Source organism: Fretibacterium fastidiosum (assembly GCF_964642095.1).
Lineage (GTDB): Bacteria > Synergistota > Synergistia > Synergistales > Aminobacteriaceae > Fretibacterium > Fretibacterium fastidiosum.
On record NZ_OZ209244.1, the window covers coordinates 1,036,611 to 1,056,308 of the forward strand.

14 protein-coding genes and 1 CRISPR repeat array are annotated in these 19,698 nt (G+C 56.4%); of the genes, 12 read left to right on the forward strand and 2 right to left on the reverse strand.

What is annotated here, in order from left to right:
* Positions 1–2,868, reverse strand: a complete 2,868-nt coding sequence (locus ACK28C_RS04605) for a hypothetical protein (protein WP_015556891.1) — start codon at positions 2,866–2,868, stop codon at positions 1–3.
* Positions 2,865–5,138 (reverse strand): GTPase domain-containing protein, encoded by a 2,274-nt coding sequence (locus tag ACK28C_RS04610; protein WP_409152525.1) that lies wholly within the window; start codon positions 5,136–5,138, stop codon positions 2,865–2,867. The genes ACK28C_RS04605 and ACK28C_RS04610 overlap by 4 nt, the downstream gene beginning before the upstream one ends.
* Before the next feature lie 465 nt (positions 5,139–5,603).
* Positions 5,604–8,847: direct repeats of the CRISPR family, unit length 36 nt; unit sequence CTCAGCACGTCGGAAACCTCGGAAGGGGATTGAAAC.
* Positions 8,848–8,966: 119 nt separating this feature from the next.
* On the opposite strand from ACK28C_RS04610, the gene ACK28C_RS04615 reads away from it, so the two are divergent.
* The 12 genes from ACK28C_RS04615 to ACK28C_RS04670 all read left to right on the forward strand — a co-directional run bounded on the left by ACK28C_RS04615 (position 8,967) and on the right by ACK28C_RS04670 (position 19,698).
* The gene (locus ACK28C_RS04615; protein WP_015556889.1) at positions 8,967–9,932 is read left to right on the forward strand and encodes a hypothetical protein; all 966 of its coding nucleotides are present in this window, start codon (positions 8,967–8,969) and stop codon (positions 9,930–9,932) included.
* A 543-nt stretch (positions 9,933–10,475) separates the two neighbouring features.
* Positions 10,476–11,636 (forward strand): MBL fold metallo-hydrolase, encoded by a 1,161-nt coding sequence (locus ACK28C_RS04620; RefSeq protein WP_015556888.1) that lies wholly within the window; start codon positions 10,476–10,478, stop codon positions 11,634–11,636.
* Positions 11,637–11,657: 21 nt separating this feature from the next.
* Positions 11,658–12,746, forward strand: coding sequence for a hypothetical protein (locus ACK28C_RS04625; protein ID WP_208873604.1), 1,089 nt, complete (start codon positions 11,658–11,660; stop codon positions 12,744–12,746).
* Positions 12,747–12,824: 78 nt separating this feature from the next.
* Entirely contained in the window at positions 12,825–13,124 is a 300-nt protein-coding gene (locus ACK28C_RS04630) for a hypothetical protein (protein WP_015556887.1), read from the forward strand.
* Positions 13,121–15,499, forward strand: a complete 2,379-nt coding sequence (locus ACK28C_RS04635; RefSeq protein WP_208873602.1) for an Hsp70 family protein — start codon at positions 13,121–13,123, stop codon at positions 15,497–15,499. The genes ACK28C_RS04630 and ACK28C_RS04635 overlap by 4 nt, the downstream gene beginning before the upstream one ends.
* 42 nt (positions 15,500–15,541) lie before the next feature.
* Entirely contained in the window at positions 15,542–15,829 is a 288-nt protein-coding gene (gene cas2 / locus ACK28C_RS04640; protein ID WP_015556886.1) for a CRISPR-associated endonuclease Cas2, read from the forward strand.
* Positions 15,830–16,049: 220 nt separating this feature from the next.
* Positions 16,050–16,874, forward strand: coding sequence for a reverse transcriptase domain-containing protein (locus tag ACK28C_RS04645; RefSeq protein WP_208873600.1), 825 nt, complete (start codon positions 16,050–16,052; stop codon positions 16,872–16,874).
* Complete coding sequence (gene cas1, locus ACK28C_RS04650; protein WP_015556884.1) at positions 16,871–17,881, forward strand: CRISPR-associated endonuclease Cas1; 1,011 nt, start codon at positions 16,871–16,873, stop codon at positions 17,879–17,881. The genes ACK28C_RS04645 and cas1 overlap by 4 nt, the downstream gene beginning before the upstream one ends.
* 133 nt (positions 17,882–18,014) lie before the next feature.
* Entirely contained in the window at positions 18,015–18,383 is a 369-nt protein-coding gene (locus tag ACK28C_RS04655; protein WP_015556883.1) for a hypothetical protein, read from the forward strand.
* A 2-nt stretch (positions 18,384–18,385) separates the two neighbouring features.
* Positions 18,386–18,715, forward strand: coding sequence for a GIY-YIG nuclease family protein (locus ACK28C_RS04660; RefSeq protein ID WP_015556882.1), 330 nt, complete (start codon positions 18,386–18,388; stop codon positions 18,713–18,715).
* A gap of 38 nt (positions 18,716–18,753) precedes the next feature.
* Positions 18,754–19,179, forward strand: coding sequence for a hypothetical protein (locus ACK28C_RS04665; protein ID WP_015556881.1), 426 nt, complete (start codon positions 18,754–18,756; stop codon positions 19,177–19,179).
* A 9-nt stretch (positions 19,180–19,188) separates the two neighbouring features.
* Complete coding sequence (locus ACK28C_RS04670) at positions 19,189–19,698, forward strand: hypothetical protein (RefSeq protein ID WP_409152527.1); 510 nt, start codon at positions 19,189–19,191, stop codon at positions 19,696–19,698.

Below are 19,698 nucleotides of genomic sequence, written 5' to 3' on the forward strand. Positions count from 1 at the left end.
TCAGAGGAGGAAGCCGGGGTCGCGGTCTATGGGATGACTTCCGTCGATGTGGATTTTCCCTGAGTTCCGGAAATCCTTCTCGTCGGAGAAAAACCTGATTTCTGCCGTAACGTTTTCAACGGTCAGCCTGTTCCCTTCCTGGTGCGTTGAGACGCTCTCGACGGTATCCCCGTTCTCCTTGGTCAGCAGCGCCCGGTTGAAGCAGAGCTCCGTGGCGGACTTCTGCCGGAAGAACATCTTCAGCGACCGGTAGGGGGTCCCTTCGGCATTTTTCAGGAGGATGCGTGCAAAGACCTGGGGCCTGTCGATGATGTCGGCGTTCCCCTTGCCCGCGAAGTTGATGCCCAGGTAAAGGCCCTTGCCCTCGGAGGTAAAATTGGTCTCCTCGACATAGGTGGGCAGCTCCTCTTCGGGGTTGATGTTTCCGTAATCCGCCTCGACCAAAAGGTTGAAATCGTTGCGGAAGCGCGGGAGCCAGCGGTCGCCGTCGTCCGTCGCCAGGATGCCGATGCAGCGGCTGCGCCGCATGGTGTCCAGAGGATTGCAGCGGATGTAGTTGCCCTGGAAGGTGATGGACTTTCGGGCGTTCTCCAAAAGGCCCTCTGCGACAACCGTTTTTGCCTCCATCTCCATCCGCATGTTCTTTTGAAGGTCCTGCTCCCCGGCCGGGGTCTCCAAATAGCCTTTGGCGGAGTCCTCAGGGCGGTCGTCAAAGGAGTATTCCAGAGGCCAGATGAAGTCGTTTTTAACGGGAGCTTTTTCCCTGGGGATGCTCTCCTCCAGGAGCTCCCTCAGGCCCAGAAGGGCGCTGGACCTTCCGGAGACCAAAATGAGGTCGAGTTCGGGCTTGGCCCGGCTCCAGGCGGCGATTCGCTCGAACACGGGGCGGAAAACTTTTTTGACGATGTCCTTCAGCTGATCCTGGGTCAGGAGGGACTCGCTGTCGCCTGGGGCCTTCAGCGGAGTTCCTGACAGTAAAGGAGTCCAGTCTATGGAAAAGCTGGGGTTTTCCCCCAGATGCCTTTTTGCCGCTTCCGCGATGTCGAAGAACTCCGATATCTTGGAACGCCTGTAACGGGATAGGATCTGTTTTTGATCCCCATCCAGGAAGGTCTCGTCGATTCGGGGATCGTTGAGGTTCGTCCTCAGCCAGTGGCTGGCCTGCTCCTGCGACATGCCGCTGTTGACGTTATGCTCGCGGATGCGGTCCTTCAGTATCTCTGCGATGCGCCGTGTGATCTCGAGTCCGCCCTGATCGAGGGCAAAGTACAGCTGGATGTCGGACTCCACGATGGGGCCCATCTTCGTCTCGTGTTTCAGCGTCAGCCAGACGATGTCCGTTGTGCCCGCTCCGAAGTCGAGAGCCAGCACGTTGCGCTCCATCCTGTCGCCCTCGTCGTTTTCGGTGCGGTAGGGTCCCATCAGGCTCAGGATATCTACAGGCGGCATTTTGTTGAAACGTCTTGCCAAAAATCCCACGAACGCGGCGGAGGCCTCATCCAGCGCGTACCGGCTTTGCAGGATGGCCTCCGGCCTCCAGTTGGCGACGTAGTTTCTCAGGGCGCTGCGAGCCAGGGCCTTCTTAAGACACTCTTCATATTTTTTGACCTGATGCTTCAGCCAGACCACGGGATAAGACCAGCTGAGGCTTTTTAGGGGCCCCCTGAAGCCCTTTCCACACCCATCCAGGATGGAAAGGCGGTGGGCCGTCATCTCAAAAAGAGCAAAGAGGTAGTTCTCGATGTCCTCGTCCGACTGCGGATCGTCGTTGAGTCCCAGCGACTTCTTCGGCGAAAAGACAAAGGTGTGCAGCACCCTTTCGGAAGCCGTGTGCCGGCTGGCCTCCAGGATCAAGAGTGCCTCGTCGCCAATCACGATTTTGTCTTGCCCCTCATAGCCCCTGACCTTGCAGAAGAGAGAGGGAATCCAGGGGGTTCCCCTGCGAGGCAGAGGGAAGCGGTTGCGCAGCATGTCGGGCGGAAGATTCAGGGACCTCTTCTCCGTGCTGTCGTTCCCCTCCTCCCAACGGATCACTTCCCAGGAGGCTTCCCGTTCGCTCTTCATGTTCGAGAGGTCCGGAACGAGCGTTTCATGCTCCCAGGGGCACAGATCCCTCAGAAAAAGGTCCTGCGACTCGTCGGGATTGCCGTCGTAGTTGACGATGGACAGGATGCTAGCAGAGGTCCCGAAGTCGAGAGCCATCAAAAACCCGTCCTCCTGGCGGACGTCCGTTTCGGAGATGTGGAAGGCAATCTGTGGTGGTCTGAAGTGCCACTCCCTGGACCTGAGAAGCCCCCCCAGGTTGGAAAACGAGTCCACCGGTTTGGCGGAGGGTTCCCAACCGGGATGGTGGGGCAGGAATGCCAGGCGGGGCAGGGAGAGCAGAAGGACTTTTTGCCCTTTGTAGAATTGCCCTATTTCTTTGATGAAAGCCGTGTTTTCGGAAGACACGGACTGCGGAGAGAGCAGGAGGGGGCAGTCGTTGGTTTCGGGCCTCCACTCCAGAAAGAGGGTGCACTCTTTCGCGTCCGAAAGGGCATAGCCCAGCCTGAGGGGAAGATCGTCAGCCGGAACCTGAGAATACTCAAGACATTGCCCTTCCCTGTCGATCGAAAGTTCGTAAAGGCATTTTTCCCACAGTTCCTTCGGCAAGATGGAGGCGAGGGGCAACGGCGTCCCGGAGCGCCGCCAGCAATCCGGGCCGGGGGCCCCATTCAGGACGTACGCAAAGACGTTTTTTGACCTTTGAGACGTCTCAAAAAAACCCTGGGCCGTCTTGGACTTTCTTTCGGAGGACGTGCAGCACTCGCAGCGAAGGGCAAACCGTTTTGGGGAGCGTCCCTGGACGGAAACAAAAGGCAGGCTCATGATTGAACATCCTCCTTGACAAACGAAGTCGTGTTCTCGAATAACGTGACCACAGGATCGTCTTGCAGGCTTTTGAGGCAGGCGGCGCATTCCGAACGGGCTTGCTCGAACAGGCTTGAAACCTCCGGCCTCTCCTCCGCCAGGTGGCTTTCGTAAATCTCCCTGAGCAGCTCCATCTCGTCGGGATCGGCCTCAAAATAATTCTGGGCCAGATGCGACCGGGTCGCATTGTCGATGTCCCTCAAAAACTCGACGATCCCAGGGAGCCTTTCCAGGGCTGCCGCCATGAGTATGGTCATTTCGCCCCTGTTTTCCTCAAAGGCCCCTTTTTTGGCGTTGAACAGCCCGGCGATGGCAGGGGTGTGCAGCAGGCATTGTCTGAGCGTGGCGGACAAGGCCTGTCTGTCTTCCTCATTGATGTTTCGAGTCCATAATTCATTCTGCAGCGTGTCCGATACGACGGCGTTGAGGACGTCCTGCTCGCTGCATGCCGGCCTTGAACGTCCCCGAAGCTCAACCTGATTGTTTTGGCTTGCCTGCTCCAGAAGACGCCGGCAGTTCTGCCCGAAATGCATTTTCTGGTCGTAGCGTCCTGTTCCAAGGATCTTGCGGACCAGTTCGGATGCCCGCGCGATCTCCTCTTCGGCTTGAAAATTGGCGCGCGAGAGGGAGAATCCGGCGAGGAAGTTTTTGTAAGAGGCCAGGATGTCCTCCAGAAGTTTTTCCCGTTCCCTGGCATGGGCGATGGCGACGGGGCCGCGTGAGGCATAGTTGACGATGCTTTCGGTCAACAGCTCCAGGCCTTTGTCGGAAGGATCGAGAAAAGCACACAGGGAACGGACGAGCCACCTTTTGAAGGGGGAGAGATCGACCTGTCTGTTTTCGTACGCGATGTCGTCGCACTCCCGGACCAGAGACAGGACGCACCTTTCGGCGTCCGAAAGGTCGTTTTGTGGGGCGCCGTCGAGAACCCCGCACAGGCGTTCGGACATCTCGGCTCCGGACCCGCTGGGGACGCTTTGCGTGAGCCTGTTCAGGAAATCGTAATCCCTGTCGTAAAAAAAGATGGGGGGCCAGGTGGTGATGTCGTCCTTCTGCACAATGGGGGGCGTCCCGTCGGGTGCCGTGGCGAAGAGGGGCATCAGGATGTTCTTGTACAGCATCCGTCCAAAGCTGTTGTTCTGTGCCGCGATGTCCTCCTCGTCCTCTTCCTCGTCAAGCGCTCTCATGGCATTTTTAAAGAGCTCCGTCGCATGGGTCAGGAGCACGAAGAGCCGGCCTTCCGATTCCGACCGGCATCGCCGGGCCCAAGGGTACATGACGTCCTCCTGAAACTGACCGCCGATGTTGATGGAGCTGGGCTGCGAGGAGGCGGTGAGCAGCAGCATGTCCAGCTCGTTGACGGCGACCTGAAAGACCTTGGTGTTCTTGACCTTCTTCCAGTCGCCAAAGTCGCCTTGCTTGGTGGAGTCCGCGCCGGGGGAGTCGACGATATCCACCTCGGCGAGCACCGATCCAGCCCTGCCGCAATCCTCGGAACGGACGTCCATCGGAATGCAGATCTCTCTCGCATGCCACTGAATGTCCTCAAAACGAACGGCGCCCCTCCCCGTCTCGTCCAGGACGAAGATACCGTCCACCTCCTGAAGAGAGCGCGTTTCGTCTCCTCCTTTGTCCTCTGCTTTGTCTTTTCTATTGCCGTAGACGGGGAAGCGGGCCAGGCAAAAGACGCGGTCCTGATCGTCCCGCCTGACCTTGAAAAAATCTCTGTCGGGACGCGGTGGCCTTGGGGAGTCCTCTTGCAGGTCGCCGCTCATGCAATTTTTGTCGAGGAGGGAGACCTCGATGGAGTTTGAGGTGTCGTCATCCCGTTTGGAGGTGATCCTCACCAGGCAGGCGGTCGTGTCCTCGGTGCCGTAGGGAAGGGCCTTGAGAGGGACCCCTTTTTGTTTTTTGGTTTTACCGAGCCAGGAATTAAGAAGGGTTGTCTTGCCGGCTCCCCGTCTTCCCATGACGCAGAGGCTGGGGCGAAGAAGCACGCAGCGCTCAAAATCGGACAACTCCCTGTTCATCCTCTCGATCCGGGCACCCCAGGTTTTTTGATGACAGCGTTCGAGGGCCTGGTTTTGTGCGACGGCTCTCAGCATCACGGTGTTGATCTCCCCGATGTGTGCGCGAATGGCTTTACCCGTCTCGGTCAGGGCTGCGATGAAGTTCTCCCTGTGTTCAATCGGGTGCTGTCTCTCGTCCGTTTTTTTGACCTCGTCCATGTGGATTTGCCTCCGTTCCCGCTCAATGTCGATGGAGCGTAACAGTTCCTCCGAACGCTCCGCCGTGTTCTTGTTCTCGAGAGATCTCTTTCATCATCACGTTCCTTATTTTATCGTATAACACTCCGCTGTGCACCTGGCCCCCGATAAGACTCATGACTCGTGTGGTGTGATGGCGCAAAGTATGCCGGAGGAGATGAACGTCTTTGGCTTTGGAAACGGTGTTTTTCACCGGTCCCTTCTTTGGCGTTTGTTCTGCCATCCTTGGTGTGTTCGATACATGGGGTGCAGGGCTTTGTGCTGCACCCCGCAGAGGGGATGGGGTGAAAAAACGGCAGGGACAATGCGGCATGGCTTCTGAGTGGCATGAAAAAGCATCGAAAAAACGATTTTTTGAGAGGCCGGGGAGGGGGTGAAAAAAAGAGGGCTTAAAGAAGCTTGCTCAACGTATTTTTTCGTGATACACTCAGCACGTCGGAAACCTCGGAAGGGGATTGAAACCCGGGTGGTCAAACGGCACACCATCCCACTGGCAGCTCAGCACGTCGGAAACCTCGGAAGGGGATTGAAACCATACTGACCGGCCTCCTCGTCCATTCGCGAAATGCTCAGCACGTCGGAAACCTCGGAAGGGGATTGAAACTTACCCAGCTTTCCGGTTGGAAGAACTGGGTATCTCAGCACGTCGGAAACCTCGGAAGGGGATTGAAACGCTAAAATGGCTATGGAGTATCATCTTAATAGTACTCAGCACGTCGGAAACCTCGGAAGGGGATTGAAACGAATTCCATAGTAATTAATCGCCTGCAGGCAACTTCTCAGCACGTCGGAAACCTCGGAAGGGGATTGAAACACAATCAACCAGCTATATGATCCTTCCCCCGTTCTCAGCACGTCGGAAACCTCGGAAGGGGATTGAAACAGTAGTGAAAGGCCTCTTGGGCCTGCTCGAGAGCTCAGCACGTCGGAAACCTCGGAAGGGGATTGAAACATCGCTAGATTCAGTTACTGCCTCCAACTGTTACCTCAGCACGTCGGAAACCTCGGAAGGGGATTGAAACAATTCCTCGACCTGATCTTTCGGGATTAGGCCCCTCAGCACGTCGGAAACCTCGGAAGGGGATTGAAACGATCCACTGAACCACTCGATGAGTTTGATGAGCTCAGCACGTCGGAAACCTCGGAAGGGGATTGAAACCTTTGACTGTGGCTCATAGTAGATCCTAAGAGCCCTCAGCACGTCGGAAACCTCGGAAGGGGATTGAAACTCAACCCGTCCAGTAGCACTCGTATGATCAAAACTCAGCACGTCGGAAACCTCGGAAGGGGATTGAAACTAGCACGGTGAAGTTTCGTTTTCAATAAAGTAAACTCAGCACGTCGGAAACCTCGGAAGGGGATTGAAACAAGATGAAGACGCTGATGCCTCTTGAGTAAAATCTCAGCACGTCGGAAACCTCGGAAGGGGATTGAAACCTGCCTGTCCTGATAGGGACGATCTTCTTCAAAAACTCAGCACGTCGGAAACCTCGGAAGGGGATTGAAACTCTTCGTGGATTCTGAGGGAGAGCCGATCGAAAACTCAGCACGTCGGAAACCTCGGAAGGGGATTGAAACAGTAGGGTATCGCCAGCAAATTCCCAGACGATACCCCTCAGCACGTCGGAAACCTCGGAAGGGGATTGAAACCTGTGACGCGGATAAAGGCGCCACGCCGGTTCATCTCAGCACGTCGGAAACCTCGGAAGGGGATTGAAACGGCTAGGTCCGAGATTAGTCCAGTAATACTCCCACTCAGCACGTCGGAAACCTCGGAAGGGGATTGAAACTCCCTATTCGGGCAGGCGCTCTTCACGAGCTGACTCAGCACGTCGGAAACCTCGGAAGGGGATTGAAACTCGGATGGGGCGTCATGTTAATGACGCTCATTGCTCTCAGCACGTCGGAAACCTCGGAAGGGGATTGAAACCAGGAGGCCAAAAGCTTCGTACTTCCTGCATGGCCTCAGCACGTCGGAAACCTCGGAAGGGGATTGAAACTGTTTATGGAAGTAAGAGCTCTTCCGTTAACATCTCAGCACGTCGGAAACCTCGGAAGGGGATTGAAACGTCACGTACCTCATTCAACTTGTAATTGACGAGGCCCTCAGCACGTCGGAAACCTCGGAAGGGGATTGAAACCCATCAACTTCTTCACAAGAAGCGCGCCCACCTCAGCACGTCGGAAACCTCGGAAGGGGATTGAAACACGGGCTTGAGCGTGACTTCATTGCCACGCCCCTCAGCACGTCGGAAACCTCGGAAGGGGATTGAAACCTTGGTGCCGGTGTCGCCGGCACCGTGGTCCTTCTCAGCACGTCGGAAACCTCGGAAGGGGATTGAAACTCCCGGGTTATTATTCATAACCCGGGCAGCCGCCTCAGCACGTCGGAAACCTCGGAAGGGGATTGAAACACCTCCGCCGGGACAAGGAGATCGGCCCCATACTCTCAGCACGTCGGAAACCTCGGAAGGGGATTGAAACACTGCCCCAGGGACTGGCAGTAGAGAATTTTGCCTCAGCACGTCGGAAACCTCGGAAGGGGATTGAAACCCCCTCGGAATCCGAGGGGGAGGTTTCCTCCGTTCTCAGCACGTCGGAAACCTCGGAAGGGGATTGAAACAGATAGTTGTTTCGGCCTATCTCCAGTAGGCGTCTCAGCACGTCGGAAACCTCGGAAGGGGATTGAAACCCTTTTCAGAATCGTCACGTACCTCGTTCAACTTCTCAGCACGTCGGAAACCTCGGAAGGGGATTGAAACAAACTATATCTTCTTGCACATCTCCATCAATCGCTCAGCACGTCGGAAACCTCGGAAGGGGATTGAAACCCCGCTCTCCCTTTTTCTTAGGATAGTCATAAAATCTCAGCACGTCGGAAACCTCGGAAGGGGATTGAAACGCTATTCGCCAAGAGAGCGGCACCCGATGATGGCTCAGCACGTCGGAAACCTCGGAAGGGGATTGAAACCTGTTGAAAACTAAACTTCATCATCCTCTTCACCTCAGCACGTCGGAAACCTCGGAAGGGGATTGAAACTCAGGAGAAAGTCTACCCCAAAAGATCTTCTCGCTCAGCACGTCGGAAACCTCGGAAGGGGATTGAAACGAAGGTATACTTCTCTCTTCCTGTTGTACCTTTCTCAGCACGTCGGAAACCTCGGAAGGGGATTGAAACACCCCGACTGCTGGGTCATTACGATCTTCCTCCCTCAGCACGTCGGAAACCTCGGAAGGGGATTGAAACCCAAGCTCTTTCCACGTAATCATTTCCTGATTCTCTCAGTACGTCGGAAACCTCGGAAGGGGATTGAAACAGGGAACATCACCGCAGCAATACCGTACTTATTGCCTCAGTACGTCGGAAACCTCGGAAGGGGATTGAAACAGGGAACATCACCGCAGCAATACCGTACTTATTGCCTCAGTACGTCGGAAACCTCGGAAGGGGATTGAAACACGGTCTGGTCGGTCGCCTTCGCGCTGGTAATGTCTCAGTACGTCGGAAACCTCGGAAGGGGATTGAAACATCTGGGCGCTTCCTACGATGTTTTGTAGGAAGATCTCAGTACGTCGGAAACCTCGGAAGGGGATTGAAACGTCGATAGAGGAGTAAATCTTATTTCATTTAGAGCTCAGCACGTCGGAAACCTCGGAAGGGGATTGAAACGCAACTAGTGCCGCAACCCTTTTTGTCCGTGTTCTCAGTGTCAGTGCGTCCAGTGACGCGCCCTGGGTGCGAGAGGGCTGGTTTGCTATAATGAGACCAGGAGCTGAAGGGATGGGGGGATGGTGCGGATGCTGGTCAACACGCCCTACGACGACGTGTTCCGAACGCTTCTGAACGATTGTTCGAGCCTCATTATTCCTATAGTAAACGAAATCTTTCACGAGTCGTACTCCGGGGACGAGGCGGTGGAGTTCTACTCGAACGAGCACTTTATCAACGGTCAGGATGGCAAAGAGCGTGAGCGCATCACGGACTCGTGCTTCGGGATACGGGGCAGGTCGCTGAAGAAGTACCACATCGAGTGCCAGAGCACGTCGGACGACACGATGTTGGTCCGGATGTTCGAGTACGACGCGCAGATCGCGCTGGATGCGGGCGAGGTCAACGATGGTGTGTTGACGGTGCGTTTCCCCGCGTCTGCGATCCTGTACCTTCGGTGCCGCGCGACCACGCCGGACGTGCTGACGGTCCGCATCGAGCTGCCCGGCGGAAGGTCTGCGGCCTACGATATCCCGGCGATGAAGGCCCAGCGGTACACACCGGAGGAGATATTCTCCAAGGGGCTGTTGTTTCTCATCCCCTTCCGCATTTTTGCGCATGAGGGGCGATTTGGGAGGTACGAGAGGGACGAGGGGCTGTTGCGGGACTTTCTGTCGGAGTACGCGGGGATACGGGATCGGCTTGAAGGGCTGGCGGAGAGTGGGCAGTTGACGGAGTACGTGAAGCGGACGCTTGAGGAGATGTCGGGCAAGGTGTTGGAGCACATAGCCCGCGGACACGAAAAGGTGAGGGAAGGAGTGAAGTCCATCATGGGAGGCAGGGTGTTGGAGTACGAGGCGAAGACGATCCTGAGGGAGGGCATCGCTCTGGGCGAGGCCAGAGGGCTGGCCAGGGGCGAAGCGAAGGGTATCGCCTCGACGGCGCGGCGGATGTTGATGCGGGGTGTCCCGCTGGAGCAGGTCGTTGACTTCACCGGGCTGTCCCTCGGCGAGGTTGAGGCGCTGAGAGGCGAGTCCGGAAACTGAAGCACCGACTTCAGAGGACAACCCCTCCGGTCCTTCGGACCACCTCCCCTTTCAGGAGAGGCTTTTGGCCCCCCTGCAAGGGGGGCTGTCCCGCAGGGACTGGGGGGTGTCGGGGAGGCAAACTTACGCAGTAGGTTTCACTGAAAACATTGGTCTGACATCTCCCGCCAACGCCGAAAGACGACAATAAATTGTCCTCTTTCGGCACAGCCGACCGACCGGTCGCCGCAATCCTCCCGAAAGATCGGCTTGCGTGAGGCCGGTTGTCTGGCCGAGCTGCGGAAGTCCCCCGGACTTCCTTCGCCCTCAGCCGACCGACACGACGCCGACCGCCTGTCGGCGTCCGTAAGTCGTGTCGTCTGGCCGAACCCCTCCGCCCCTGCGGACTACCCCTCCTTTCAGGGGAGGCAAAGCAGCGGAAAAATTCAATGCTTACATTCTCCATTCACTAAAAGAAAATCTATTAAGTATGAAGAGCAGTGAAAACGAGATTTTCGGCCAGCGCCGGAAGAGCTCACTCTATCTGTCTGTGGGGAGGTCGCCATGAAAAAGAAAAATGAAAAATATAAGATGTTCCCGATTGGTGGGGGGGATGAGATTGGAGCCAGTTGCTATGCCGTTCAGATGGGTGGGGAGCGGGTTCTTTTAGACGCCGGCATCCGTTTTGGAGCTCCTTTCGGTTCCTTCCCCAGTCTGCTGGCGTTCCTGAAAAAATGGGATATGGACGGACTCTGGGAGCTCTCAGCCGTAATCATCAGCCATGCCCATTTAGATCACATGGGAGCGTTGCCGACCCTTCTTGATGAACTGGGAACGGTGCCGGTCTATTCATCGCCAGCGACCCTGGATTTGATGCGGACATACTATGAAAATTTTGAGCAGCGTTCCCCGGCCTCTTCGGGGCGAAACATCGCTGTCCGCCTGGCGGCTACAGACCGCCTGATTCCCAAACCTTATGGAACTACCATTCAAACGAAGGAGCTTAACATCACTTTATTTCCGGCTGGGCATATCCCTGGAGCCGCCATGACCCTGCTGGAGGACGGCGAGCGGCGTGTCCTTTACACGGGGGACTTTTGTGATTTTGCCCAACATACAGTAGGAGCCGCGGAGTTTCCGCAGACGAAAGTGGATACTTTGATCTGTGAGTGTACCTGTGGATACCGCAATCGAAGCTCCGAGGGCAGGAACAACGTTGGCCTCATGCAGCGTCTGAATGCGCTCCTTGATGAGGGATCACTTGTTGAATGCCGCGTCAGAAGCATTGGACGAGCAGCAGAGCTGGCCGGTGTCCTTCGAGAGTGCGCCAACCGTGGAGAGATGCCGGATGTGGATATCTGGGTTGATCCGGATTGCGAAGCTGAGTGCCGTGTCTGCGAACGCTGGGGAAACCCTGTGTTTAAGGGCCGCGTCAAACTCTCGGATCGTATGCCCGTCAGGGGGATGCGTGGGGTCCGCATTCACGCTAGTCCGGCTTCCTGTGGGGGAAGAAGAGTGGAGGACAGAGAATTGGGTCTTTTCAACCATGCAGGTTGTTCCGGCATCCTCAATTTGATCGCACACGTCAGGCCAACGAAGGTTATCCTCGTCCACGGCAGCCCCTTGACAGGAGGCGTGCGCAATATTGTCGAGGAGGCGCGGGAACGTTTTGGAACGTGTGTCGAGGTGGCTCACAGCAAAAATGGTCAGGAGATGTTTGTCTGAGTGCGGAGGGTTGAAACGATTATGGAAAAGAACGAAATGAAGAGTGCGCCAATGGAACGTCTCGCCTATGTTATCGAGAGAACCATTGCCTCGCGAAAGCGCATGACAAAAGCTTTCCTGCTACAGAGGAGCCAGGATGACCTTGACACTGTCGAACGCCTGCTGGCCTGTTCCGGTAAAACGGAGGAGGAGTTCAAACGAGTGCTCTGTCCCAAAGAGAGAAAATCTCTGAACTCTGTTCGGATTGTTACAAGGAGACTTCGTTTGCAAAATTTTGATGCGTTGAGGCACTGGGCTTCGCGAACTCGTTGGTGTGCACGAAATCTGGCGTTCTGGGTCCGCGATCGTCATATCGACCCTGGGAGATTGGCTCGGCTTACCGCATTGGCCGATGCGAACAGTTTTGAGCAGATCGCCGTGCTGGTGGCGTTCCTTGAGGTTTGTCAGGACTTCCCCTGCCGTACGCTCATGTACGAACTGCTCCGCATTGCCTCTCCTGGAAACCTGAAGGAGCTTGTTCAGTCCTTACTGACAACGCCTCAGGCCCTCGTGGTTCACGAAGAGGACCAAAGTGGTGCTGAGGATATGGCGGAATTGCAGGAGCACGGCGACAAGATCGAGATCCTTACAGGGCAAATCAAAGACCTGAAAAGTGCCCTGGAATGCGCGCAGATTCAAATCTGTTCCTATGAAAAGAGGATGGATAGCCTCCAAAAGAAGCTTGCCGATAACGTTTGGTTCGATGCCTTGTCTCAGATGAATTCCCCCGCCATGGGCATGCTCCTTGACCAGTTTGCCGCGTCGGAGGAAAACCTCCGTAAACTTCGGAGTAAGGGTGTCGAGATACCGAGGGAGATCGAATCAATTCCGGCCTGTATACGCATGTTTATACGTGCGATTGAGGCCTTGGGCGTTGTACCGATTAAGAAACCTGGCGCGATACTGAACATCACCCTAACTGAGTCCGAGTCTTACGAGTACAGTGGTTCCGATTTTGTGGACAGCGCAGAGCGAAAGGTCGTACAGGTTGTGACACCAGGCTGGATTTACGGAGATAGAATCATTTCTCTCCCTCGTGTGGTGGAGCAGCTTGCCTCTTCCCAAAACTGACCGGCAAAAGCATTTCTGCAGCGTTTGTTGCCTGTTGTATCCCATATCTTGTGCGTATCAAGCAGGGAGGAGAAAAACATGACGGTACAGACGAACAATTTTTATCTCGGCATCGACCTTGGCACGACGAATTCCGTGCTTGCATGGGGACGTGTGGACGCCCGAAGCGGACGGGTCATTCCCATGGTTGCCGAGCTTCGATCGATGTCCGCCGGACAGGGGATGGTAAAGCAGGCGCTTTTGCCTTCCTGCGTGTACTATAAGAGAGGGAGTGAACAGCCCATTGTCGGCGGCTATGCGCGAACGATGATCGGACGCCAGAGCAGCCGGGTGATAAAGTCCGTAAAGAGCGCAATGGGGTCCGGAAAAAATACGTGATCGACGAACAGGAACTGAGCCCTTCATGTATATCGGCTGCAATCCTCAGGCAGATTGCATCTGCTTCACAGGAGTTGTTTGGCTTTATCCCGGACGATGTTGTCATCACGGTTCCTGCCTCTTTTGACAGCGATCAACGTTCCGATACGATTGAGGCCGCGCGTCTTGCCGGGTTCAAGGTGACAAACGAGGATGGATCGCCTCGAAACATTCTCATGGATGAACCAAGGGCCGCGCTCTGCGATTTTATCAATCGTCAGGAACGTGGCGAGATTCCCGAAACGCTGATAGACTTTTCCTCGCCACAGAATGTGCTTGTCTTTGACCTTGGAGGCGGTACGCTTGACGTGTCCTTCCACCAAGTTAGACGTTCCGATGGAGGAAACGGAAACGTTGAGGTAAAGGACTATGCCATTTCACGTTATACGCAGCTTGGAGGAGATAATTTCGATCAGCTGCTTCAGGAGTTCTTTATCGAAAAGTTTTCGGACAAGCTGGATATCAGCTGTTTGGACGAATTCACGTCTTGCCTGGTTCGCAATAATTTTCTTGATGAGGCCGAAAGGGCGAAAATTGAGCTCAACGCGATGGTGGAGAATCGGCGTCTTCAGGGACAAAGTGGCACCAGCGGTCTTGTTCATGAAATTCTCCGTCCAAACATCTTTGAAAGCCATCTCTTCGAGTATGATTTGTCGATTGAAGAGTACCGCAGCGTCATCAGGCCCCTCCTGGCCCCTGAGCTGTCGATGGAGTCTCTCGAACGGTTTGACTGCCTGGGAACTCAATCGTACAACATCATCTACCCTATCCTCGACGTCCTCAACAAGGCCCGCATGAAGCTGGGGCATCTGCCTCATGTCGATGCGGTTCTGCTCAACGGTGGCATGTCGAAGCTTTTTGCCGTCCGTGAGCGCTTGGAGGAATTCTTTGGTTTCGCTCCCCTCGAAGTTGGAGACCCCGACAAATCCGTCGCACGCGGTGCCGTTGTTCATCACCATGCCCTGCATAAGGGAGCACGCCCCGTGCGTATTCAGAACGAAAATTTAGGCATAGCCCTCAAGGGAGGACATCTTCTCAACCTTGTCCGGGCCGGCGCTCCTCTGCCGTACAGCACCGGAGTCATCGATATGGCTACGACGGAAGAGCAGGCGATGACGCTCGACCTGCCGTTTTACGTTGGCTCGAGAGACGACATTCAGCCGCCCAACCGCCGCATGGCTACGCGGCGCGTCCGGTTCGACAGACCGCTGCCCAGGGATACTCCCGTTCAAATCCGGGCGACGGTAGACGAGGCCGGTATCGTGAGCCTCGAAGGTTGGGGACGCGATGCGCCTGACGTGCGGTTTTCTGTGCTTGCCGTTTCGGGGGAGATCGAACGCGAACCCGTTTTCCGCATCCAGACCAATCCCTCCGTCAGCCTTCCGAAGTCCTGGCGAAGGCGCCCCAAATTGGGTGTTCGCACCGATAAGATCGTGGATATGCACGCTCTCATCAAACGCTATGAGAAGGTGGGAGCGCGCAACAGCTGTATCGACGCCTGTACCACGAAAAAATTGAAGGAGATTGAGCGCTCGATTGCCGAGGCTGCGAATTGCGACCAGGCTCTTTTACCTCTGATTAGAATTGTCAAATGGAACTCGCGCCTTTCTGTACGCGCCGTTCGCCTGATGGGGCGCATTGTCGGGCACTGTTCCAGGGAGGAGGCCGCCGTCGGTCTTCAGGCGCTTGAGAAGATATGTTCCGTAGGCATGCTCAAAACGCTGTACGGCTGTTCGTGGAACATCGGAAGAGCCCAAGACATCGTGCATGCCGCCATCGTGGCCCTGGGAAAATTGTCTTTGCCTTCTCATGAAAAGCTTTTCCTGGATATGATGCACCATAGACACTTGATCCCGGGGTATTACGTACCGGCCTTGTGTTGTTCTCTGGGGCGCACCGGAAACTCGGAGGAGGCCGTCAGGGCCGTTGCCGATTTTATGGGAGGAAGTGACGGTGAGAGGATCGCCGCCTACTGGGCCCTTGGCCATATCGGCAGCCGCGAGAAGAAAAATCCACTTCCCATCTCGTGCTTCGAGGATGTTCTGCCAAAGATGTTCCGGCATCTGCATGTCGAGCCTCATGGGGACGTGGCACGTAACGGCGTTTACGCTATTGGGGAGATTTGTGACAGGCGCGGTCTGGGTTCTTCCGACCGGATAAGCGAGCATTGGTCCAGTTTTATCACCCCCCTGCTCAATAGCCTGGGAAAGCGCAAATTCCGCGTTGGCGGAAGGGATGTTGCGCGTTGGGTGAAGATTGCGGAGGCCATGCTCCGCGGTTCCGATCTGGATGCCGGACAGAAGGAGCACTTGCTCAAATTGCGTGTAGAAGGATAAATCGGGTGGACCTGTCGAACCGGACGTAAAGGAGGGAAAAACATGCCTGGAATCGTCCATGTCCTGGCCTACGACATTCACGATGATCGCAGGCGTAGGCGTATGGCCAAGCTGATGGAGGGGAGAGCGACCCGTGTTCAGGAAAGCGTTTTCGAGACCTGTCAGACCAAAAAACAGGTTATGGAACTGATTCGGGACAGTCTGCCGTTCCTGAACCCTTCGGAAGGGGATTCCCTGCGCGCATATCGCGTCTGTGCGGACTGTATGCGCCACTTCCAAACGGTCGGAGGAGAGCGGATCGACTGGGAATCGGCTTTGATCCTGCATTGATAGGGGAATCGAAAAGGAGAGGGACAAGATGAGCCTTTACGCCCAATTGTGCTGTCCGGAATTTCTTTTGCAGGCGTGGAAGAGGGTGGAATGCAGGAAGGGTATGGCCGGTACGGATGGACAGACCATTGATGCATTCCGCCGAGACCGGGACCGGAACGTCACGAGGATTTCGGATTCGCTGAAAAACGGGACTTATGCTCCATCCCCCCTCCGGGGTGTGAAAATCTCCAAGAATGGGGGCGGGTTTCGCAGACTCGGTGTCCCCACCGTCAAGGACAGGATCGTTTTCCAGGGGGCGAATCGTCTGCTTGCGGATGTATGGGACCCACTTTTTGCGCCGCTCAGCTTTGCCTACCGGTCCGGGCGCAGCATCGCCGACGCCATCGACGCCGTCATCGAACGCATCCGTAAGGGCAGGGTGTGGTTTGTAAAAGGCGACATCAAGGGGTGTTTTGACGAGCTCAGCTGGGATGTGCTCTCGGCGTGTCTTCATGACTGGCTGCCCGACGAGTCCCTGAGGCGCCTGGTCAATCAAGCCATTCGGGTTCCTGTGGTGGAAGGAGGGCAGATTCGCCCACGTCTTCGCGGGATACCGCAGGGTTCCCCCCTCTCCCCTCTGCTGGCAAACCTGTACCTTCACTCGTTCGATCTTCAGATGCTCCAACAGGGATTTCCGGTCATCCGGTACGCTGACGACTGGCTTCTTCTGGTGGGGAGCGAGCCGGAGGCTCAGGCGGCACTCCAGACCGCGCAGGGGATTCTCTCCGTGCTGAATATCGCGATCAACGAGGAGAAAAGCGGCATTGGCAACCTGCGCTGCGAGTCCGTAGCGTTTTTGGGACATCGCATCGGCGCAGAAAGGATCGATGCCGATTCAAGCGGCTGGAAGCGATTCCTGAACGCCCTGAGGCAGCTCCAGGGGGCAAAAACTCCTTCGGAGCGGATTCAGGCTCGATCGGCGCTGTCGCATATCCGTTCCATGTACAGGAAAAGTGGCGCCATCCCCATGGAAGATGAGTCTATGGAAGAGGGCGAACGATGACACGGACGATTTACCTGACGCAGGATAACGGAGTATTGGGCAGAAATGGCGAGGGGTTTTCCTGGAGGAGGAGCAGGAAGGAGCCGCCGGAAAAGATACCCAATACCAACCTGGGCGATGTGGTCGTGGTGGGGAACGGGAGCATCACGACCCCCGCCCTGCACCTTCTCATGGACAGGAACATCCCGGTTCATTTCGTCAGTTCAGGAGGACGTTACAAGGGAAGCCTGACGTCCGGCATGGGGCACGGGTACGAGCTCCGGCGTGCGCAGTACGATTCCGCGCTGTCGGAAGACCGGAGCCTGGATTTTGCCCGGTCCTTTGTTGTGGGAAAGGTACTCAATCAAAGGCAGACGTTGACTCGATTCATGTACCGCCGGCCCGGAGGGGGAGAGGTTTTTGAAGATGCGGCCAGGGAGCTCGCCATCCTGGCCCGCGAGGCGTCGGGGAGCAGCTGCCTGGAAGCCCTTCGAGGGACTGAGGGAAATGCCGCAAGAATCTATTTTTCTGTTCTCGGCAACGCCCTGATCGCTCCCTGGCGCTTCGATGGAAGGACGCGCCGCCCTCCGCGCGACCCCGTCAACGCCCTGCTCTCGTTCGCCTACACCCTCCTGCTGGGCCGGGTGACGACGGCCGTCGTGACGGTTGGACTGGACCCCTGCGTTGGATGGCTGCACCCTGCATACCGGGGACGTCCCTCGGCATCCCTGGACCTGATGGAGGAGTTCCGTTCTGCGGTTGTCGACAGGCTGGTGATCTCCATCCTCAATCAGGGTTTTCTGTCCGAGAACCACTTCTCCGCCGGAGAAGGGGGCGGGGTGAGGATGGCGCAGAGCGCGAGAGAAAAACTGATGCGCCTGTTCAAGGAACGGCTGCGGACGGAAGTGGTAAACTCCAGCAACAACCACAGCAGCAGCTATGAGAACCACATTTTTGCCCAGGCTCAAAGTCTGGCCCGAAGTATTCGTGATGGAGACAGCTACCTGCCGTTCGTCCTTAAGCTCTGAACCTATTTCTAGCTCCCGAGGCGAAAATATCACCGAAAGAATTTCTATATATTTTGAGAAGGCAATGAAGAATCCTCTGAAGGGCTCGGAGAGCGAAATCGGTGAAGGACGAGATGAGGGAGGAGATGCAGAGATGACGGACAGCCAGAACGCAATGTGCCACGGCATCATTCATGCGGCCGCGACTTCCGCGGCTGCGGTCGGGGGCAGCCTGGCGCAGCTGCCGGGGTCGGATAACCCTCCTCTGGTCGCGCTTCAGGCAACGATGATCGTTGGGCTTGGGAAGGTCTTCGACATGAGGCTGAGCGAGGTGGCCGCCAGGGCGATCTGTGCCACCGTGTTGAGCAGCATGATTGGAAAGTATGCTGCACGGGTCGCTACGCAGGTGCTGGTGGGGTGGATACCGGGGGTTGGAAATGCGGTCAACGCAACTACCGCCGCTGGCATCACAGAGGCCATTGGGTGGGCTGTGGTCGAGGAATTTGACAAGGAGGCGCGTTAGATATGGGAAACAGCGTGATCGGTCCGGGGCGTATGAGGGAAACGGACAGGGTGAGGGGCGCAGACTGCGACACTCCGAACGCCCCCGGAGTTTACCGGATTCGGGATAAGGCTACCGGCGAGATCGTTTATATTGGCCAAACCGGGGATGTCCGAACGAGGCTTCAGCAGCACGAGCGATCGGGGCGTTTCGATCCCGAGACTCAGAAGGCGTCCTACGGCATTGCCCGCGATGGGGCGTCGGCTCAGGAGCTCTGCGATACCGAGAAGCTCCATATCGCACGCCACAGGCCGTCGGGCAACAAGACCGCAGGCGGCAATGGAAGGCGGTAGCAAGGAAATAAGAAAAGAAATGAAAGGAGGCAGCCGATATGGCCATCAACGTCACTAAGACCCTTTCCGAGCGCATTCAGGCTCACGAGGCGCCGATCATGAAGCGTAAGTTTCCTCAGTTCGCCTTGTTTCAGGGGGACCCTTCCCTCCCCTTCGCCTCGAATGGGGAGTTGTTCTGGGGAGGAACCCTGACCACGAACTTCGGTTCTTCCTTCAGCGTGGCCGTCGTCTACCCTGCCAGTTACCCGCACGGGCAGACCAAGGTGTTCGTCCGTGAATTGATGGGGGTCAGGACACCCCACAAATATGTTGATGGACACCTTTGCCTCTACTCCAACGATCACGGCGGCGGGGGGGAGGGGATTGGAACGGAGACCACGGCAGCGGCTCTGTTGGGCTGGGCGGCTGCCTGGCTGAACGCCTGGGAAGTCTATCAGCGCAGCGGAAACTGGCCCGGGAGGTAGGGGAGCGGGGTGATTCAAATCTACTGCGACGCCTCCTTCCGAATGGGGGTCGGTGGAATGGCCGTCGTCGCCGGGGCCCGTGACCCTTTGGAGCTTGACGGCTTACGGCGCTGGCGCCTCTGCTGGAATGTTGTGGAGAGGCGCATGTGGGGGCTCGTCGTCTTCCATGCGGGATGTCGCTGCGGCACCTCCGGTGAGGCGGAATTGAGGGCCATGGGCATGGCTTTTATCGTCGCCTGCGAGCTGATGAGGGTAAGAGGGGAATGGAGAGCTGAGATCGTCAGCGACAGCCTTTCCGCGATCCGCGATGTTATGGGGGACAAAGGAGGCCTGCCCTTCCTGGAGAACATGCAGCGTCTGTGGAGGCAACGGAGGATCATCCTCAGCAAGGTCGGGGCCCATCGGGGCAATCGCTTCAATGAAATTTCCGACGCCTGTTCCCGATGGGCACGCATCGAAACCGAAAAGAAACTGAGGAGCCGTTTCTCGAACCGGAGATCAATCCGGAGAGAAAACTGA

Excerpts from the sequence above, each read along its gene's own strand:
- cas2 (WP_015556886.1), top strand. The coding sequence starts at position 15,542 with ATGCCTGGAATCGTCCATGTCCTGGCCTACGACATTCACGATGATCGC.
- ACK28C_RS04610 (WP_409152525.1), bottom strand. The coding sequence starts at position 5,138 with ATGGACGAGGTCAAAAAAACGGACGAGAGACAGCACCCGATTGAACAC.
- ACK28C_RS04615 (WP_015556889.1), top strand. The coding sequence starts at position 8,967 with ATGGTGCGGATGCTGGTCAACACGCCCTACGACGACGTGTTCCGAACG.
- cas1 (WP_015556884.1), top strand. The coding sequence starts at position 16,871 with ATGACACGGACGATTTACCTGACGCAGGATAACGGAGTATTGGGCAGA.
- ACK28C_RS04605 (WP_015556891.1), bottom strand. The coding sequence starts at position 2,868 with ATGAGCCTGCCTTTTGTTTCCGTCCAGGGACGCTCCCCAAAACGGTTT.
- ACK28C_RS04655 (WP_015556883.1), top strand. The coding sequence starts at position 18,015 with ATGACGGACAGCCAGAACGCAATGTGCCACGGCATCATTCATGCGGCC.
- ACK28C_RS04625 (WP_208873604.1), top strand. The coding sequence starts at position 11,658 with ATGGAAAAGAACGAAATGAAGAGTGCGCCAATGGAACGTCTCGCCTAT.
- ACK28C_RS04660 (WP_015556882.1), top strand. The coding sequence starts at position 18,386 with ATGGGAAACAGCGTGATCGGTCCGGGGCGTATGAGGGAAACGGACAGG.
- ACK28C_RS04630 (WP_015556887.1), top strand. The coding sequence starts at position 12,825 with ATGACGGTACAGACGAACAATTTTTATCTCGGCATCGACCTTGGCACG.
- ACK28C_RS04620 (WP_015556888.1), top strand. The coding sequence starts at position 10,476 with ATGAAAAAGAAAAATGAAAAATATAAGATGTTCCCGATTGGTGGGGGG.
- ACK28C_RS04665 (WP_015556881.1), top strand. The coding sequence starts at position 18,754 with ATGGCCATCAACGTCACTAAGACCCTTTCCGAGCGCATTCAGGCTCAC.